A 16,877-nucleotide genomic window follows, 5' to 3' on the forward strand; every position below is an offset into this window, starting at 1 on the left:
CAGATGCCTCCGGGTGGGGAATTTCGATGAGCACAACCGGGGAAGTTCACTGAGCGCCGTCACGTTGCCGAAGTCCTCGATCGTGAGGCGCTCGCCACCCCGACGGGCCGACTCCTGCGCGTACACACCGGGCAGCGTGTAGCGCGCGGCCTGCCAGGCATTGACCGGCGGCAGCGTGCGGTTGTTCACGGCGGTGACGAAGTCGTCGGCCAGGAAGTGGTGGGCACCCTCATGGCCGTTGGGAGCACCGGTGAACTCGGCCGGCAGCCGTCCGGCGTCGTGCACCGGAGCCAACCCGGACAGGAACGCGTCCCGCAGCGTCGGCGAGACGTCGGTCAGCTCGGCCAGCTCCTCCTCGGTCGCCTTGCGCGGCTCGACCTGCTCCGACACGTCGGTGACCCCGGTCTTGTCCTGCCGGTAGGCGGTGGTGGTCATCTCCTCGAAGCTGGCCTCGGTGCCGAACCAGCGGAACCGTGACTCGCGGATGTGGGACGGGAAGCCGACCCGGCGGAACTCGTTCACCCGGAAGGAGCCGCCGCCGGCGACCTCGAACAGCCCGGTCACGTTGGAGAAGTCGTTGTCGAACATGCTGACCTCCCGGTCGAACACCCCGTCGCCCCGCTCGTCGACCACGCCGATCGCCGACACGCTGGTGGCGTGGGTGTCCCAGGCGCCGAGGATGCCGCCGATGGAGTGTGTGGGGTAGAGCATCGGGGGGTAGGAGGCCGTGGCCTTCCAGCTGTCGCCGCCGGAGAACTTGTAGGCGTCGTAGAAGCCCAGGTCCATGTCGTGGACGTAGTCGCCCTCGGCGTAGAAGATCCGGCCGAAGGCCTTCTCGGCGATCATGTCGCGGGCGTACACCACCGCCGGGTTGTAGTGGCTGGTCTCCCCCATCATGTAGGTCAGCCCGGTCTCGCGGACCGCCTCGATGATCGCGGCGATCTCCTCGGCGCTGATCGCCATCGGGACCGCGGAGTAGACGTGCTTGCCGGCCTCGAGCGCCTGCACCACCAGCGGCCCGTGCGTCCAGCGCTGGGTGAAGATGGCGACGGCATCGACGTCCGGGCTGGCCAGAACGTCGTCGAAGGAGCCGAACGTGCCCGCCAGACCGTAGCGGGCGACGAGATCGTCGGCCCGCTCGGGGACCACGTCCGTGGCGTACACCTTCGTGACACCGGGGTGGAGGTCGAACAGGTGGGCGAAGGATCCGGCGAACTGGCCGGCACCGATCATGGCGATCGAGAAGGGCATGGCAGTGACTTCCCTGCTGGAGTGGTGGTGGTCGGAGGTCGACGTGCCTGGCGGCGGCCCCCTGCGATACCTGAACGCTACCCGCGTAGATAAATGCCGTCAACCCCCGATCCTCGAGCCCCGGAAGGACTTCTGGGGAAACTGCAAAGGTGTACTGTTCGCTCGGGTAGAGCACCCCGGTCGGAGGTTGGAGCATGGCTGCAGGTGACCCCGTTCGGGTCCGTACCGCCGTCACCCGCAACGACGTCGCTCGACTGGCCGGCGTGAGCACCGCCGTCGTCAGCTACGTGGTCAACGACGGACCCCGTCCGGTGGCGGAGGCGACGGCGGCCCGCGTGCGGGACGCCATCGAGCGGTTGGGCTACCGCCCCAACACCACGGCCCGGGCGCTGGCGGTCGGCAGCACCACGACGATCGGCCTGGTGGTGCCCGACAGCACCAACCCCTTCTTCGCCGAGTACGCCTGGCAGATCCAGCGGGCCGCCACCGACCTCGGGTACGCGGTGCTGATCAGCAACACCGGGTTCGACCCGGGCGTCGAGGAGCGGAGCGTCCGCGATCTGTGCGATCGGCAGATCGACGGGCTCCTGATCGCCGGGGTCTCCGGCCTGCGTCAGATCGACGAGCTGTCGCGGCAGGGCCGGCGGATCCCCGTCGTGCTCATCGACGAGGCGTCGTCGCGCCGCGGCCACACCACCGTCGGCCCGGACGCGGCGACCGGGGCGGAGCGCGTCGTCGCGCACCTGCTGCACGTCCACGGGCACGCGTCGGTGGCCATGATCATCGGCGACTCCGCCGATCCGGCCACGGACGGCCGGGAACGGGGGTGGATCGGGGCGCACGCCCGGGCCGGCCGCCGGCTGGGTGTGGTGGAGCGGACGCCCTTCAGCCGTCAGGGTGGCTTCGAAGCCGGCTTGCGCCTGCTGGGCCGCGCCGATCGCCCGACCGCCGTCTTCGTCAGCTCCGACAGCCAGGCCATCGGCGTCCTGCACGCCGCCCGCGAGCTGGGTGTCGCCGTCCCCGACGAGCTCGCTGTCGGGAGCTTCGATGACAGCGAGGAGTCACGGTTCTGCTCGCCCCCGCTGACCACGGCTCGGCAGCCCGCCCGGGCGATGGCCGAGGCGGCGGTTGCCGCGGTGGTCCACGGCGGGACCACGCCCGAGCACCTGGTGTTCGACATGCCGTTGGTGGTGCGCCGCTCGTGCGGCTGCCGGACGGAGTGATCCCTCCACCCGATCTTCTCAGCGGCACCACCGGCACCCCGGTTCCCCGCGTGTCAGGGTCGACGGGCGAGCCAGACGATGCCGTCGGCACTCGTTCTGCGACGACCTCCACGCCCCATCCGGATCTGCTCGGGTTCGTCGGTTCTGCTCGGTCTATAGATCGAGCGAAGCCGACGAACCCGAGCAGATCGTCCGGGGGATCGGCCGTCAGCTCGACGCGCGGCTCAGGTGCGCCGTGCTCGCGTGCGCCAACGCCCAGTCGAGCGCGTAGTCGGCGACCTCCTCCCATCCCGGCGCCGCACAGGTCCAGTGATCACGGCCAGCGAACTCGTGGTACTCGGTCACTGCCGGTGACTTCTTGTAGTGGTGGGCGTTCGAGCGGTTCACCGACGGCGGCATGATGTGGTCGAGCTCGCCGCCGATGAACAGCAGCGGCGCCCGATCCTGGTCGTAGTCGACCCACGTCTCCTGATGTCCCGGCTTGAAGTTGGCGATCAACCCGTACGCCCAGATCCAGTTCCCGGGGGCGCCGATGGCGTACCGCTCCCAGACCGCCCGCGAGTCCTCCTCGCTCAGGGTGTTGGTGAAGGCGTAGTGGAACTCCTCGGGGGTGAAGGCAACCGCCTTGTGCCGGTTGGCCGGGCTCTTCAGGGCCGGGAACAACGACTTCGCCTGGGACAGGGGCGTGACCCTCACCCCCTCGGTGGGTGCCGAGTCGACGACCACGCCGGCGGAGCCGAGACCCCGGGCCAGCAGCAGCTGGGTCAGCGTGCCACCGAAGGAGTGCCCCATGATGATCGGCGGCGCCGGCAGGGTCTCGATCACGCCGGCCAGGTGGTCGACCGTCTCCGGCACAGTCAGGTTCGCGATCACGTCGGGGTTCTCGCGCAGGGCCTCGACCTCGATCTCGAAGCCCGGGTACGCCGGCGCGATCACCGTGTAGCCCTTGGCTTCGTAGTGCGCGACCCAACCCTCCCAGCTGCGCGGGGTCATCCAGAGTCCGTGCACGAGCACGACGGTGTCGGGAGCGGCGGTGGAGGGATCGGTCATAGCGGGCCTTCCTGATTCGAGGGACAGTAGGGAATCGTGCTGGTCAGGAGTCGATGAAGTCGAGGAGATCGGCGTGCAGCCGTTCACGTTCGGTGTCGGGCAGCCCGTGGGCGCCGCCCGCGTAGACCTTCAGGACCGCGCCGGCGACGAGCGCGGCGGAGCGCTGCCCGCCGACCGGGAACGGGACGATCTGGTCGTCGTCGCCGTGGATGACCAACGTCGGCACGTCGATCGATGCCAGGTCACCTCGGAAGTCGGTGGCGGAGAAGGCCGCGATGCACTCGTACGCGCCGCGGTGTCCGCACGCCATGCTCTGCAGCCAGAACGCGTCCCGCACCCCCTGGGAGACGTCGCTGTTGCGGTTGTGGCCGAAGAACGGACCGTCGGCCAGATCCCGGTAGAGCTGCGACCGGTCGGCCAGCTCGCCGGCCCTGATCCCGTCGAAGACCTCGACCGGCAGACCCTCGGGGTTCTCGTCGGTGCGGACCATCAGCGGGGGCACCGCGGAGACCAGGACCAGCTTCGCGACCCGCTCGGAGCCGTGCCGGCCCACGTAGTGGACGATCTCGCCACCGCCGGTGGAGTGACCCACCAGGGTCACCTCGCTCAGGTCGAGGGTGTCGATCAGCGTGGCCAGGTCGTCGGCGTAGGTGTCCATCTCGTTGCCGTACCAGGTCTGACTCGACCGTCCGTGCCCCCGCCGGTCATGGGCGATCGCGCGGTGGCCGTGGGCGGCCAGGTACAGGGCGGCCGCCTCCCAGGCGTCGGCGTTCAGCGGCCACCCGTGGCTCAGGATGACCGGTGTGCCGGTGGTGCCCCAGTCCTTGTAGAAGATCTGGGCACCGTCGTCGCAGGTGATGTACGGCATCGCCGCCTCCTCGGCTCGTGGTGATCCGAGCCTGGCGGCGGCGCGGCGGTCCGCGAACCACGTACCGCTCGTAGTCCTGAGGACGGATCGTCAGTCGTCGCGGCCGAGACGATCGGCCAGCTGCCGGCGGGAGGAGATGCCGAGCTTCTGGAACACCTTGCGCAGGTGGTAGTCGACGGTGTTCGCGCTGACGAAGAGGGTCGAGCCGATCTCCGCGTTCGTGCGGCCCTGAGCCGCGAGCCGCGCCACTGTGGCTTCCCGCGGCGTCAGGTCGGACGTGTCCGGTGAACGGGCAGACAGCCGCAGACCAGTCGCTTCGAGCTCGGTGCGGGCCCGCGCCGCGAACACGGTGGCTCCGGCCTGTTCCAGCCGACCCAGGGCACTGCTCAGCTGCGCCCGCGCCTCCCGGCGACGTCTGCGGCGGCGCAGCCACTCACCGTAGAGCAGCTCGGCCCGGGCGAGATCGACGGTGAGCCGGGCGCCGGTCAGGGTCTCGATGGCCTCGCCGTAGAGGGTCTCCGGCTCGGGCTCCACCAGGGCGCGGGAGCGCAGCGCCACTCCCCGGGTCCACGCCCACCCGTTGGCGTCGGCCATCGCCATCAGCCTCCCCACCACCGGCAGCGCCTCGTCCGGATGACCGGCTCGGACCGCGGCCTCCACGAAGTCCGGGTACTCCAGGGGCGTGACCTGCAGGAACGGGTCGTCGATCAGCGGCCGCAGCCGCTGGTAGGCGTCGCGGTAGTGGCCTTCGGCCAGGTCCCGGAGAGCCAGGGCGGCGACGGCCGAGGCGTGCACACCGCCGAAGCCGGCCTGGCGCATCGCCTCGGCGAGCGCCTCGACCTGGGGGCGGGCTGCTCCGATCCAGGCCAGGTAGGCCGCGTTGACCACGTGCTCAGCCGGGTAGCCGATGGCCTGCCGCAGCTCCCGGACCTGATCGATGTACGCCCCCGCCCGTCCCGGGGTGCCGCCGGTCAGCTCAGCGAGGGACAGGGTCCACAGGGCGGTGTCCAGCAGCTGCAGGGAACCTGCCGCGCGAGCCGCTTCGGCGGCGCGCTGCAGGCAGGCGTCGCGACCCCGGTGGTCCCACAAGGCGGTGGTGAGCGCCACCCCCACGGCACCGAGTCGGAGCAGCTCCCGGTCGTCCTCGATGGCCAGCAGCTGCTCCACGGCTCGCCGCATGATCGGTACGGCTTCGGCGTACGGGAGCAGGATGTGCGCGGCCAACCCGCGCAGGACGACGGCCGCGCTCCCGTCGGCGACCCTGGCGCCGTCCCGCAGCCGCTCGCCCAGCCGGGAGAGGGTGACGCCGCGCAGCAGCCGTTCCGGCGGTAGGCAGTGCTCGAACGCCCGGAGGAGCGTCGTCTGCTCCAGCAGCGGATCCAGGTCGTGCACGGCCGCGGCGGCATCGAGGAGGCGGGCCGTCCCCCAGACCAGCTCGGCCGGATCCGGGGTGAACAGCGCGAACGACGCGCGCACCAGCGCCGCACGGCAGCGCTGGACCGGATCGAGGGAGGCGGCGTCGAGTCGGTTCACCAGCTCCAGGCCGATCTGGGCACCCCCGGCCGCCAGCGACGCTTCCGCGGCAGCCAGCAGCCGGGCGTTCCGCAGCGGACCGGGCGGGGTCAGCTCCGCCGCCTGGGCGAGCACGTTGGCGCGAGAGGTGTTGCCGCCCCGCTGACCGGCCCGGTCGGCGACCCGCTCCAGCCGCCGGGCGACCGCGGCATTCGTCCCGACCTGCGCCTTGGCGGCGTGCCAGGCTTCGAGATCGGACAGTCCCAGGTCGGCGGCCGCCGCGGACAGCGCGCCGTGGGCGCGGCGACGCTCCGTACCCGAAGCCGCGTTGTAGACCGCGGCGCGGACCAGCGGATGCCGGAATCGGATCACCTGGCCCAGATCGACCAGCCGGGCCTGGTCGGCGGCATCTCCCGCTGAGGCGGCGATGCCGACCTGCCGGGCCGCCCGGCCGATCAGCTCAAGGTTCCCGGTCGAGTCCGCGGCCGCGATCAGCAGCCAGGTCCGGACCGATCCCGGCAGCAGCCGCACCTGGCGCACGTAGTGCTCGACGAGGCGATGTCCCACCGGGAGCGGTTCGTCCGCCAGGCTCGAGGCGGTGAGCTCGGCGACCGACAGCTCGTGGGCGAGGTCGATCAGGGCCAACGGGTTGCCCCCTATGGCCCGGGCGATGCGGGCGGCTGCGACCGGATCGATCGAGGAGTCCAGGGACCTGCTCAGCAGCGCGACGGCCGGGCCCGGGGCCAGTCCCCCGAGCCGCAGCGCGGGCAGACCGGCCAGCCGGACGTCCATCGCCGGGTCGTTGCGGCTCGCGAACAGCAGCGCCACCGACTCGGCCTGCAACCGCCGCGCCACGAACGTCAGCACGTCCAACGACTCGGGATCCAGCCAGTGGGCGTCGTCGACGGCGCACAGGAGCGGACGGTGCTGTCCGGCCTCGGCGAGCAGGCCCAGCACGCCGAGACCCACGAGGAACCGGTCCGGCGGTGGTCCGTCGATCGCTCCGGTCGCGATCAACACGGCCTGACGGTGCTGACCGGGCAGGGTGTCCAGCTGCGCCGCCAGCGGTGTCACGAACCGCTGGAGACCGGCGAAGGCGACCGTCGCCTCCGCCTCGAAACCGCTGAGCCGAACGGTCTCGAGCGGGCTCGAGGAGAGGGTGTCCTCCAGCAGCGCGGTCTTGCCGACGCCTGGGTCGCCCCGGAGCACGAGGGAGCCACCGATGCCGTTGCGGGCGTTGCTGACGACACCGGCCAACCTGCGCCGAGGCTCCTCCCGGCCGAGGAGCTCGGCCGAGCCGTTCCCGCTGGTCATCGTCTCGCCGCTCGGTCAGCCCGGACCGGAGGGCACGTACGGGCGGAGCCCAGGACTTCTCGCGATTCCGTACAACGCGCTTCCCGTCTGCCGACGACGCCCAGGCCGACCATCCTGGCAGAGTCCCGGGACCGTCGACAGCCGGAGGATTCCACGCCCGATCCGGATCTGCTCGGGTTCGTCGGTTCTGCTCGGTCTATAGATCGAGCGAAGCCGACGAACCCGAGCAGATCGTCGGGGAAGTCCGCACGGCGGCGGATTGTTTCGGTTCTCCTACCCGTCCGGCACGCGGATCGCCTATCCTCGTACGAGTGAGTGGCCCGGACGCGTCCGAGCCACTGAGCGCGGCCGTCGGGGGGCGTCGCGCCAAGCAGGAAGGCACCATGGGCGACAGTTCGACGACGAGGGTCGGCGCGGTTTCCGCGCGGAGACCACGCCGCACTGGCGGACGCCCTGATCCGGTCACCAGGTCGTGGTGGACGACGGCCGCTTCCGTGGCCACCGCCTTCGTGCTGTCGGTCCCGCTCTTCGGTCTGGCCCAGACGATCAGCCCCCTCCCGGCCGTGGCCGCGCCGGACGAGCCGTGCATCGCCGCCAACAGCGTGCTGCCGGTCACCAAGAGCGCCCGCGAAGCCACCGCCGCCAAGGCGGCCGCCCAGTGGTTCCCGGCGGACCAGGTCGCGATGGCGACCGCGGTCGCCGGGGCCGAGTCGTCCTGGAACCCCACCGCCGTCAACAAGGCCGCCCGCGGCAACTACGGCCTGTGGCAGATCAACTCGGTGCACGGGAACCTGCTCGACGCGAAGAGCTGGAAGACCCCGGCGGACAACGCCTGGATGGCCTTCCAGGTCTGGGACGCCGCGGACGGGACCAAGGGCAACGGACGTGGTTCCTGGAAGCCCTGGTCGGTCTACAACTCGGGCAGCTACAAGGCCTACCTCCGTGAGTCGGCCCCCGTCTCCGACCAGGCGTCCGTCTGCGTCGAGGCCCCGCCCGGGTCCGAGATCCGGGTCTCCACCTGGAACGTGCTGCTGAGCAACTCCAAGAAGGGGATCGCGGGCGGCATCCGTGAGCTGACCTCCGGCAGCGACGTCTTCGGGCTGCAGGAGATGGGCAGCTCGGCCGACCGGGCGACCGCCCTGCGTGCCGCCGAGGCCAACGGCTTCACCATGACCACCGACCGCACCGCCGTGCCGATCTTCTACCGGACCGACAAGTACACCGCCATCGAGCAGGGCCGGCAGCGCGCGTTCTCCGCCGGCCAGACGGTCGAGAAGCGGGGCGGCAAGGGCACCGAGAAGACCAAGGACAAGTGGGTCAACTGGGTGCACCTGCAGGACAACGCCACCCAGGAGACGTTCTACGTCGTCAACACCCACCTCCTGGTCGGTGCCTACAACAAGGGCGTCAACGGCAAGAACAAGAAGCGCATCGCGCTCTACAACCAGCAGCTGAACACCGTCACAGCGCTCACCGACCAGTTCCAGTCCTCGGGCTCGTCGGTCTACGTCACCTGCGACTGCAACGTGAACTACGACGCCGATGCCGGCCCGGTGGCCGCCATGGGCGACAGCGGGCTGATCGCCAACTGGCGCGACCTGGACGGGAGCCCGACGCTCGGCAAGAAGCAGCGGCTCGACTACGTGTGGTCCAACCGGACCCCGTCGAGCCAGGACATCGGTGAGAAGTCCGGTTCCGACCACGCCATGGTGACCGTCACGTACCCGCCGTCGACCGGCCCGTCCGGCACGATGACCCCGGTGAACGGCAGCACCAAGCAAGAGATCTACAGCATGCGTACGGTCACCGACCCCACCTCCAGCCGGACGTTCCTGGTGCCGATCCCGACCGGTGATGCGGGCAAGGTCCTGAACCGCGCGCTCGACCAGGTCGGCGACCGGTGGGCGTTCGGCGGCGACGGACCCGACGCCTGGGACTGCTCCGGACTCACGGCCGACGCCTGGAAGACGGCCGGCGTCACGCTGGCGCACCAGTCCGAGGCCCAGCAGCAGAAGCTGAAGAACGTGGACCTGGCCGACGCACAGCCCGGCGACATCTTCTGGCGCGAGGGCTACACGGCCATCTACCTCGGCACGGTCGGCACCGAGCGGATCGTGGTCGGGGCCCGCAAGTCCGAGGGTGCGGTCGTCATCCACGTCGTCGACAGCCACGACATCAAGGCCGTGCTGCACCCGTAAGGCACTGCGCACCCGTACGGCACTGCGCACCCGTGAGCGCGGCGAGAGCCCGGTGGTTCGCTTCCCGGACGGGACACGGCCAGCGACGGGATCCGGCCAGCGACGGGATCCGAGGGGTGCTAGCCGGTGATCTTGCGGAGCTCGCGGCCCGACGGTGGTCGGACCTTGAGCGAGCCCAGCCCGACGTTGCCGTAGAGGACCAGCAGCGGCGCACCCGGGGCCGGCTCCCGCGACACCTTGATCGACTTGCTGCCCATCCCCTTGCCCAGCCGGTCGTCGTTGGCCGCCCAGCCGTCCGGCACGATGATGGTGACGCTCCCGGCGCCGGCGACGACCTCGACCTCGATCACCGGTGCTGCCGGTCTGGCCTGCAGGCAGTTGAGCTTCACGGTGCCGGCGCCGGAGCTGATCCGCAGGAACGGTGCCACCACCCACACGCCGTCGCGCTTCTCGCTGCTGACGCCGCCGTCCAGCCGGAGCGGGTCCTCCCGCGAGAAGCCCGGGGTCGGAGGTCCCTGCACCACCGCCGCTGCGAGCCGGCGCGACCGCCACGGCAGGTCCGCGGACAGGTCGGCGACGAGCGTCTCCAGCTCCCCGTACGTCTTGGCCTGCAGCGCGACGTCGAGGCGTTCCTCGAGCTCGTCCATCTGCAGCCGACCGTCCGCCGCGGCCTCCTGGAGGATCGTGGTGACGACCTCCCGTTCCGCGTGACCGACGCGTAGCTGGCCTCCGGGAACCGACTCCTGGGTCATGGCCAGCACTCTAGCCAGCGGGCGAAGCACGAGACCTGCCCGCCGGGCCGCCGACTCCCCTACTCTTCTCCCATTCGCGGTGCTGGTGGCGGGGAGGATCCGTGGAACAGATCAACTGGTCGACCGAGTGGCTGACGTCGCTGCTGTGGCTGCTCAGGACGTACGCGTTGACGCTCATCGTGTTCATCCTGGTGGCCTGGCTGTTGATCCGCCGGACCCGCTGGGGGCGTCAGTTCTGGCGGCTGTCCGGACCCTACTTCCTCCCGAAGCCGAGGACCCGCAGTGGCTGGCGACCGCTGCTCGCGGTGGCCTTGCTGCTGCTGTTCACCCTGGTCTCGGTCCGACTGGACATCTTGCTGTCCTACCAGGGCAACGAGATGTACACCGCGCTGCAGCAGCTCGACGCGCCCGCGTTCTGGCGCTCCCTCGTCGTCTTCGCCGTGCTGGCCACCATCAACGTGGCGGTGGTGCTGGTCAACTTCTATGTGAGCCAGCGGCAGATCATCAACTGGCGGCTGTGGCTGAACAACCGGATGCTGGACGACTGGCTGGGAGGGGCCGCCTACCACCGCAGTCGCTACGTGGCCGAGCCGATCGACAACCCCGACCAGCGCATCCAGGAGGACATCACGTCCTTCGCGAGCGTCTCCCAGGGGCTGGCGCTGGGAGCGGTCTCCTCGATGGTCTCGCTGGTGTCCTTCTCGATCATCCTCTGGGGGCTGTCCGGTCCGCTGACCCTGGGAGGCGTGACGATCCCCCGTGGCATGGTCTTCGTCGCCTACGTCTACGTGATCATCGCGACCGTCATCGCCTTCCGGATCGGCAAGCCGCTGATCCGGCTCAACTTCCTCAACGAGCTGCTCACCGCGTCCTACCGCTACTCCCTGGTCCGGACCCGGGAGAACTCCGAGAACATCGCGTTCTACCGCGGCGAGCCGGTCGAGAAGACCGGGTTGCTGGGTCGGTTCGCCGGGGTCATCGCCAACACCTGGGCCATCGTGTTCCGCAGCCTGAAGTTCCAGGGCTTCAACCTGATCGTCAACCAGATCGCCGTCGTGTTCCCGATCATCCTCCAGGCCCGCCGCTACTTCAGCGGTCAGATCACCCTGGGCGACGTGACCCAGACCGCGACCGCCTTCGGCCAGGTCTTCGGCGCGCTGTCGTTCTTCCGGTTGGCCTACGACGACTTCGCCGCCTACCGTGCGGTGCTGGACCGCCTCACCGGACTGCTCGACGTGAACGACGAGGCCCGAGCCCTGCCGACCCCCACCACCGAGGACCGCGGGAGCGGGCTCGTCGTCCGCGACCTGCAGATCCGGCTGCCCGACGGACGCCCGCTGCTCAGCGACCTGGAGCTCGAGGTCGGCGAGGGCAGCACCCTGCTGATCACCGGGCCGTCCGGCACCGGCAAGACCACCCTGCTGCGCAGCCTGGCGGGTCTCTGGCCGAACGCCGAGGGACTGATCGAGCGCCCGGCCGACGCCGACACCCTGTTCTGCTCCCAGCAGCCCTACCTCCCGCTCGGGTCGCTCCGGTCCGCCCTGTCCTACCCGGCCCCGGCCGGCGAGCTGGACGACGAGGCGGCCCGGGCCGTCCTGGACACCGTGCAGCTGGCGCACCTCGGCGACGACCTCGACACCGAGCGGGACTGGTCGCGCCGGCTGTCCCCGGGCGAGCAGCAGCGGCTCTCGTTCGGCCGCATCCTGCTCCGCCGGCCGGCCCTGATCTTCCTGGACGAATCCACCTCGGCCATGGACGAGGGGATGGAGCACGCCATGTACGCCCATGTCCGTGAGGTGCTGCCGCACAGCACCATCGTCAGCGTCGGCCACCGCAGCAGCCTGGAGCGGCTGCACGCCGACGAGCTGACGCTGCTGGGCGACGGACGCTGGGAGTCGAAGAGCCTGGGCGACCGGCGCAGGTAGCGGACCCTTCCGCATTCTTCCGTCCGCCGACCTGTTCCCCTCGGGGCCGATCCGGGCCAGAGTGGTCTTCGACCGGGCCGCCACGGCGGGCGGCCGGGTCGGACAGGGGGAGGCACCATGTCCACCACCGCGGCGCGGTCGATGCAGTGGGTCGGGTTCGTCGGGGACCTGCTGCGGCAGCCGCTGACCCGGATGCCGCACGAGGAGATCGTGCACCTGCTCCGGCAGACCTTCGACCTCACCGCGGCGTCCTACAGCTGGGCGGAGGCCGACGGGAGCCAGGGGATCCTCATCCACCCGTACGACACCCTGGCCCCCATCGCCGACGACTTCCTCGCCTGGCAACGCGGTGAGTACGTCGGACGCCACCCGTTGCTCACCTGGCACCAGACCGTCGGAGACCCCCGCCCCAGCACCAACGAACGGGTTCCCCACTCCGTCGTGTCCGCCCGGGAGCGCCGGCCGCTCCTCGACCAGCAGAAGACGATCGGCTGCGAGCAGCAGCTGGCCATCAACTACCGACTCGGCAGCCGCGTCTACCACAGCTTCGTGCTGGCCAGGTCCGGGACCGACTTCAGCGACGAGGACCTGGCCGTGGCGGGCCAGATCCAGCGGGTCGTGATCGGACTGGATCGTCACATCGTCTGGTACCGACAGCTCACCGGATCCGCGCCCGGTCGCGAGGTCGAGGCCGGGCTGACCCCGCGGGAGCTCACCGTGCTGGCCCTGGTCGCCGAGGGTCTGACCACCACCCTCATCGCCCGCCGCCTCGGCTGCTCCCCCCGCACCGTGGAGAAGCACGTCGAGCGGAGCTATCGCAAGCTCGGTGTCCGGGACCGGGTCAACGCCGTGCGGGTCGCGCGGGAATGGGATCTGCTCGGGCCACCGACGCGGTCGACCGGAAAGCCGAGGACGGCGGACTCAGCGTCCGGGCCTCAGAATCCGCCCACTGCTCCGCCGCCGAGGCCCGAACCGGGCGTCTGGTCCATCGGGAGCTCACCATGCCGGTCGTGCTTGCCGCCCGAGCCGGGATACCGGTAGTGCCCGCACCTCTCGCACTTCTCGTACGGTTGCTCGTCTCGGTCCACCCCTGGACGCCAGTCGTGGCGACCCAGCAGACACGTCAGCTTCGTCATCTCCACCACCCCCACCCGCCGAGGATCATCTGACGTCGATGCTCCTCCGCCCGGAACCGGCGCGCAACCACCCGCCGTCGGGGCGGGTCAGACCGGAGCGTCCCCCCGCAGCCGCTCCAGCCGGTGCCGGAGCAGCGGGGCGCGGTGGGCGTTCTGGTGCAGGCTCACATAGCGGTCCCCGAACACCCAGAGCAGGGCGTCGTCGAGGCGGCGGACCGCTCCCGGTGGGTGGCGGTAGTCCATCCGGGCCGCGATGGCCTGCTCGTCGGCCTGGCGCAGCACCTCGCCCAGCTCGACGAGGGAGGTGACGCCGAGCTCCAGCAGCAGCCCGGCGATCCAGCTGTAGTGGTCCGTGCGGGACCAGCCGGCCTCGGAGTACTGGCCGGCGAGATAGGCGGCCAGCTCGCGCAGATCCAGCCGGGGGTCGTCGTCGGCCTCGGTCTCGGCCGCTGCGGGGGTGGCCCCCCGCAACCGCTCCCGGATCTCGGAGAACTCCCTGTCGGCGAGCTCGAGCAGGCCGGCGGCGAGGGTGAAGCGGCGGTCGAAGTCGCCGACGTGCTCGGCGGGGACCGTGCCCTTGTAGCGGATGTCGTGCTCGAACTCCGCCCAGGCGTGCTGCAGCACGGTGCGCACCTGGACCTGCGCGCGGTGGCCCCGCAGCCGGTCGAGAGCGGGGTCGCCCTCCCGGGCCGGGTCGAGACTGATCATGAGGTGCCGGCTGGCGTAGCCGAAACGCCCCTCGTTGGCGGTCTGCAGGCCCCAGTCCCGGTCGTCGTGGACGATCACCTGCTCGGCCAGCACGTCGGCCACGGCGTCCACGTCGTCACGGACGTAGGTGATCACCCGGACCCCCAGCACGTCGGTGATCTGGGTCAGCGGATCGGAGTAGAGCGGTGCGCCGCCAGACGTCCGAGCCGCCTTCTCGGCGAACGACGGGATCGACTTCGTCCGGCCGGTCACCGAGAGGTAGTTGATCCCGGCCTCGTCGAGCAGCTCCTGGACCAGGGCCACCGCCTGCTGCCCGGCCTGGGTGAGGTCACCGTGCTGCGCGGCGTACTCCTGCACCGCCGCCCGCACCGGGTCGACCGGGGGTGCGGGTGCGGCCCCGAGGGTCGGGGTGATGATGAAGCCCGTCTCCGGGTCGCCGTAGTGCGTGATCAGATCGGGCCGGCGCTCGACGAAGTGGGCCAGGTAGGCGCACAGCACGGCGTCGACCTGGTCCTCGACCCGGCGCAGCTCGCTCTTGCGGGTGGCGCCCTCGACCTGACTCCGCAGCCCGGCCCAGGTCTCGTCGGTGCCGACGACACCCTCCACGTACGTCATCAACGTGAGCAGCTCGGCCCGGAGCAGGTCGACGTCGCGACCGGGTCTGGCCTTGTAGCGCAGGACCTTCGGCAGTCCGAAGAGCACGATCGTGGCCGGGTGCGGATAGACCTCGATCGCCCGCCGACGGCGGCCGGAGCGCGGGTCGACGTCGAGCCCGAGTCGCCGGGCGACACGTGCCGCCCTGGTCCCGTTGGCGAACTCGGGCTTGCCCGTGTTGGAGGGGTGCGTGCCCGCGTCGAACCGGCGGAAGTCCTTGCTGAGCTGCTGCTCGGCCGGACGGGAGCCGGCCGGGTTGGTCACCACGATCGGGGCGTCGATGGCGGCGAGGCAGGCGCCGTCGGCGTACGCGGCCAGCCCGGCCACGATCTCGTCGTCCGTGCGCACGGCACTCACGTGCAGGAGTCGCGCCTGCTCGTCGAGGACGGCGAGGCCGGTGGGCTGCCGCTCCCCCCAGGCGAGGTCGATCCCGATGAAGTGCACGCAGCCAGCCTGCCCTATCCGGCCGTCGACCGCGCCGTCCCGGGCGCCCGCCGTCGGCGGGCGGGACCGGGGTCGGTCGGACTCAGGCGGCGTCGGCCTCGCGCCGGGTGCGACGGGCGAGCTCGCGACCGGCCGCGACGGCGGCCTGCTCCGCGGACACCTTGGCCGCGGCGCCGAGGTCGGCCAGCGCGTCGAGCGCCGGGTTGACCCCGACCAGGGTGAGCTCCCGCTCGATCACGGTGAGGTCCGCGCTCCACACCTCGGCGAGGATCCGGCGGAGGTAGTCGATGCTGTGGTCCCAGCCCTCCTTGGGGGTGCCGGGACCGTAGGCACCGCCGCGGGTGGCCAGCAGCACGACGGGGGTGCCGTCGAGCAGCCGGGTGCCGTGCGCGGCACCGGCGATGGCCAGGTCGATCCAGGCCTTGACGTGCTGCGAGACGCCCCAGTTGTACAGCGGGAGGGCGAGGATCACGGCATCGGCCGAGCTGAGCTCGGTGGCCAGCTCACGGGCCAGGGAGACGCCCGCGGTCTGCTCCGGGGTGTGCGAGGACGGATCCGCGAACGAACCGGAGATGGCGGCGGCCCAGGCGTCGGACGGCAGCGGCTGCTCGCCGAGGTGGCGGCTGACCACCGGCACGTCGGGGTGCGCGGCGGTGTACTCCGACTGCACCAGATCGGCCAACGCGCTGCTGGCCGAGCGCGGGCCCTGGATGCTGGCGTCGATACGGACGAGGGTCATGGCATGTCTCCCGGAGCAGTGATTTGAATGTTCAAACGTCTTAACCGTAAACCTCTTGGTTTGAAACTTCAAGTCACTACGCTGGCCTCATGACCGATCCTGAGGCGGAGGAGCCTCGCTGGCTGAGCGAGGAGCAGCTGGCCAGCTGGCAGGCGTTGATGTCGCTGGTCATGACGTTGCCGGCTGCCCTCGATGCCCAGCTGAAGCGGGACGCCGGCCTGAACAGCTTCGACTACCACGTGCTGGCGGCACTGGCGGATCACCCCGGCGAGGAGCTGGGCATGGGCGAGCTCGCGTCGTTCTCCCAGGGCTCCCCCTCCCGGTTGTCCCACGCCGTGTCCCGGCTCGAGCGTGAGGGCTGGATCGAGCGGAGCACCGGCCGGGCCCGGTGCGTCAACGCCCGGCTGACCGCGGCAGGACGGCAGAAGCTCGTCGCCAGCGCGCCCGGTCACGTGGCGGAGGCGCGTCGGCTGGTGGTCGACGTGCTCACACCGCACCAGCTGGAGGTCCTCGGTGAGGCCGCCCGCCTGGTCACCGAGCAGGCCGACCCGGCGATGGCCGACGCCCTGGCGCGCCGCCAGGGTGGCTCCGACCACCTCGATCGTCGGTCGAGCGGCGCCGACGACCGGCCCGGATCCTCCTGCCCACAGGCGGGCTGACGGCCGGTCTCCCGGATCTCGACCCGCCGCCGGACGCCTCATCCCGACACGGATCGGACCGTGGTTACCACCCCTTTGTCGAGTTGTGCCAGACTGGGACTCGCTGTTGCAAGTCTTGTGCCGTGGTTCGTGCTACGCCCTGGAGATTGCGAGGGCGGTTGGCACAGAGTCAGCCGTCCGACAGCCCGGGAGACTCGCACAGGGCGAGCCCCACAGGCGTAAGGAGACAGATATGGCTCAGGGAACTGTGAAGTGGTTCAACAGCGAAAAGGGCTTCGGCTTCATCGAGGTTGACGGCGGCGGCGCCGACGTGTTCGTGCACTACAGCGCGATCGAGTCGAGCGGCTTCCGTTCGCTGGACGAGGGTCAGCGTGTCGAGTTCGACACCACCCAGGGTCCGAAGGGTCCGCAGGCCGACAAGGTCCGCCCCATCTGACGTTCAGC

The 16,877-nt window shown here is 70.8% G+C and carries 13 protein-coding genes; 6 read left to right on the forward strand and 7 right to left on the reverse strand.

From position 1 onward, the window contains the following. On the reverse strand, positions 1-1,251 hold a 1,251-nt coding region (locus ABD714_RS11620; protein WP_344812516.1), incomplete at its 3' end, for a Gfo/Idh/MocA family protein. A 194-nt stretch (positions 1,252-1,445) separates the two neighbouring features. Here ABD714_RS11620 and ABD714_RS11625 point away from each other — a divergent pair. Then, complete coding sequence (locus tag ABD714_RS11625) at positions 1,446-2,474, forward strand: LacI family DNA-binding transcriptional regulator (RefSeq protein WP_344812517.1); 1,029 nt, start codon at positions 1,446-1,448, stop codon at positions 2,472-2,474. A 207-nt stretch (positions 2,475-2,681) separates the two neighbouring features. On the opposite strand, the gene ABD714_RS11630 is transcribed toward ABD714_RS11625, so the two are convergent. From ABD714_RS11630 to ABD714_RS11640, 3 genes are all read right to left on the reverse strand, one after another. Continuing rightward, the gene (locus ABD714_RS11630; protein ID WP_344812518.1) at positions 2,682-3,524 is read right to left on the reverse strand and encodes an alpha/beta hydrolase; all 843 of its coding nucleotides are present in this window, start codon (positions 3,522-3,524) and stop codon (positions 2,682-2,684) included. A gap of 43 nt (positions 3,525-3,567) precedes the next feature. Then, a complete protein-coding gene (locus tag ABD714_RS11635) occupies positions 3,568-4,392 on the reverse strand; it encodes an alpha/beta fold hydrolase (protein ID WP_344812519.1) in 825 nt (274 codons plus the stop codon). A 90-nt stretch (positions 4,393-4,482) separates the two neighbouring features. Next, complete coding sequence (locus tag ABD714_RS11640) at positions 4,483-7,218, reverse strand: helix-turn-helix transcriptional regulator (RefSeq protein WP_344812520.1); 2,736 nt, start codon at positions 7,216-7,218, stop codon at positions 4,483-4,485. A 494-nt stretch (positions 7,219-7,712) separates the two neighbouring features. Between ABD714_RS11640 and ABD714_RS11645 the strand changes: the two genes are divergently transcribed. Then, the gene (locus tag ABD714_RS11645) at positions 7,713-9,416 is read left to right on the forward strand and encodes an NlpC/P60 family protein (RefSeq protein WP_344812521.1); all 1,704 of its coding nucleotides are present in this window, start codon (positions 7,713-7,715) and stop codon (positions 9,414-9,416) included. Between the two features lie 119 nt (positions 9,417-9,535). Here the strand turns inward: ABD714_RS11645 and ABD714_RS11650 are convergent, their stop codons facing one another. Continuing rightward, a complete protein-coding gene (locus ABD714_RS11650; RefSeq protein WP_344812522.1) occupies positions 9,536-10,168 on the reverse strand; it encodes a DUF1707 SHOCT-like domain-containing protein in 633 nt (210 codons plus the stop codon). Between the two features lie 101 nt (positions 10,169-10,269). On the opposite strand from ABD714_RS11650, the gene ABD714_RS11655 reads away from it, so the two are divergent. Beyond that, complete coding sequence (locus tag ABD714_RS11655) at positions 10,270-12,093, forward strand: ABC transporter ATP-binding protein/permease (RefSeq protein ID WP_344812523.1); 1,824 nt, start codon at positions 10,270-10,272, stop codon at positions 12,091-12,093. A 117-nt stretch (positions 12,094-12,210) separates the two neighbouring features. Further along, positions 12,211-13,134, forward strand: a complete 924-nt coding sequence (locus ABD714_RS11660) for a helix-turn-helix transcriptional regulator (protein WP_344812524.1) — start codon at positions 12,211-12,213, stop codon at positions 13,132-13,134. A gap of 182 nt (positions 13,135-13,316) precedes the next feature. On the opposite strand, the gene ABD714_RS11665 is transcribed toward ABD714_RS11660, so the two are convergent. After that, a complete protein-coding gene (locus tag ABD714_RS11665) occupies positions 13,317-15,035 on the reverse strand; it encodes a DUF429 domain-containing protein (protein ID WP_344812525.1) in 1,719 nt (572 codons plus the stop codon). 82 nt (positions 15,036-15,117) lie between these two features. Beyond that, entirely contained in the window at positions 15,118-15,774 is a 657-nt protein-coding gene (locus tag ABD714_RS11670) for an FMN-dependent NADH-azoreductase (protein WP_344812526.1), read from the reverse strand. Between the two features lie 89 nt (positions 15,775-15,863). On the opposite strand from ABD714_RS11670, the gene ABD714_RS11675 reads away from it, so the two are divergent. Next, positions 15,864-16,433 carry a MarR family winged helix-turn-helix transcriptional regulator gene (locus tag ABD714_RS11675; protein ID WP_344812527.1) on the forward strand — a complete coding sequence of 190 codons (570 nt, stop codon included), beginning with the start codon at positions 15,864-15,866 and terminating at the stop codon, positions 16,431-16,433. 232 nt (positions 16,434-16,665) lie between these two features. Then, positions 16,666-16,869, forward strand: a complete 204-nt coding sequence (locus ABD714_RS11680; RefSeq protein ID WP_344812528.1) for a cold-shock protein — start codon at positions 16,666-16,668, stop codon at positions 16,867-16,869. The last annotated feature ends 8 nt before the right edge of the window (positions 16,870-16,877 follow it).

Source organism: Microlunatus aurantiacus, from assembly GCF_039536605.1.
GTDB classification, from domain to species: domain Bacteria; phylum Actinomycetota; class Actinomycetes; order Propionibacteriales; family Propionibacteriaceae; genus Microlunatus; species Microlunatus aurantiacus.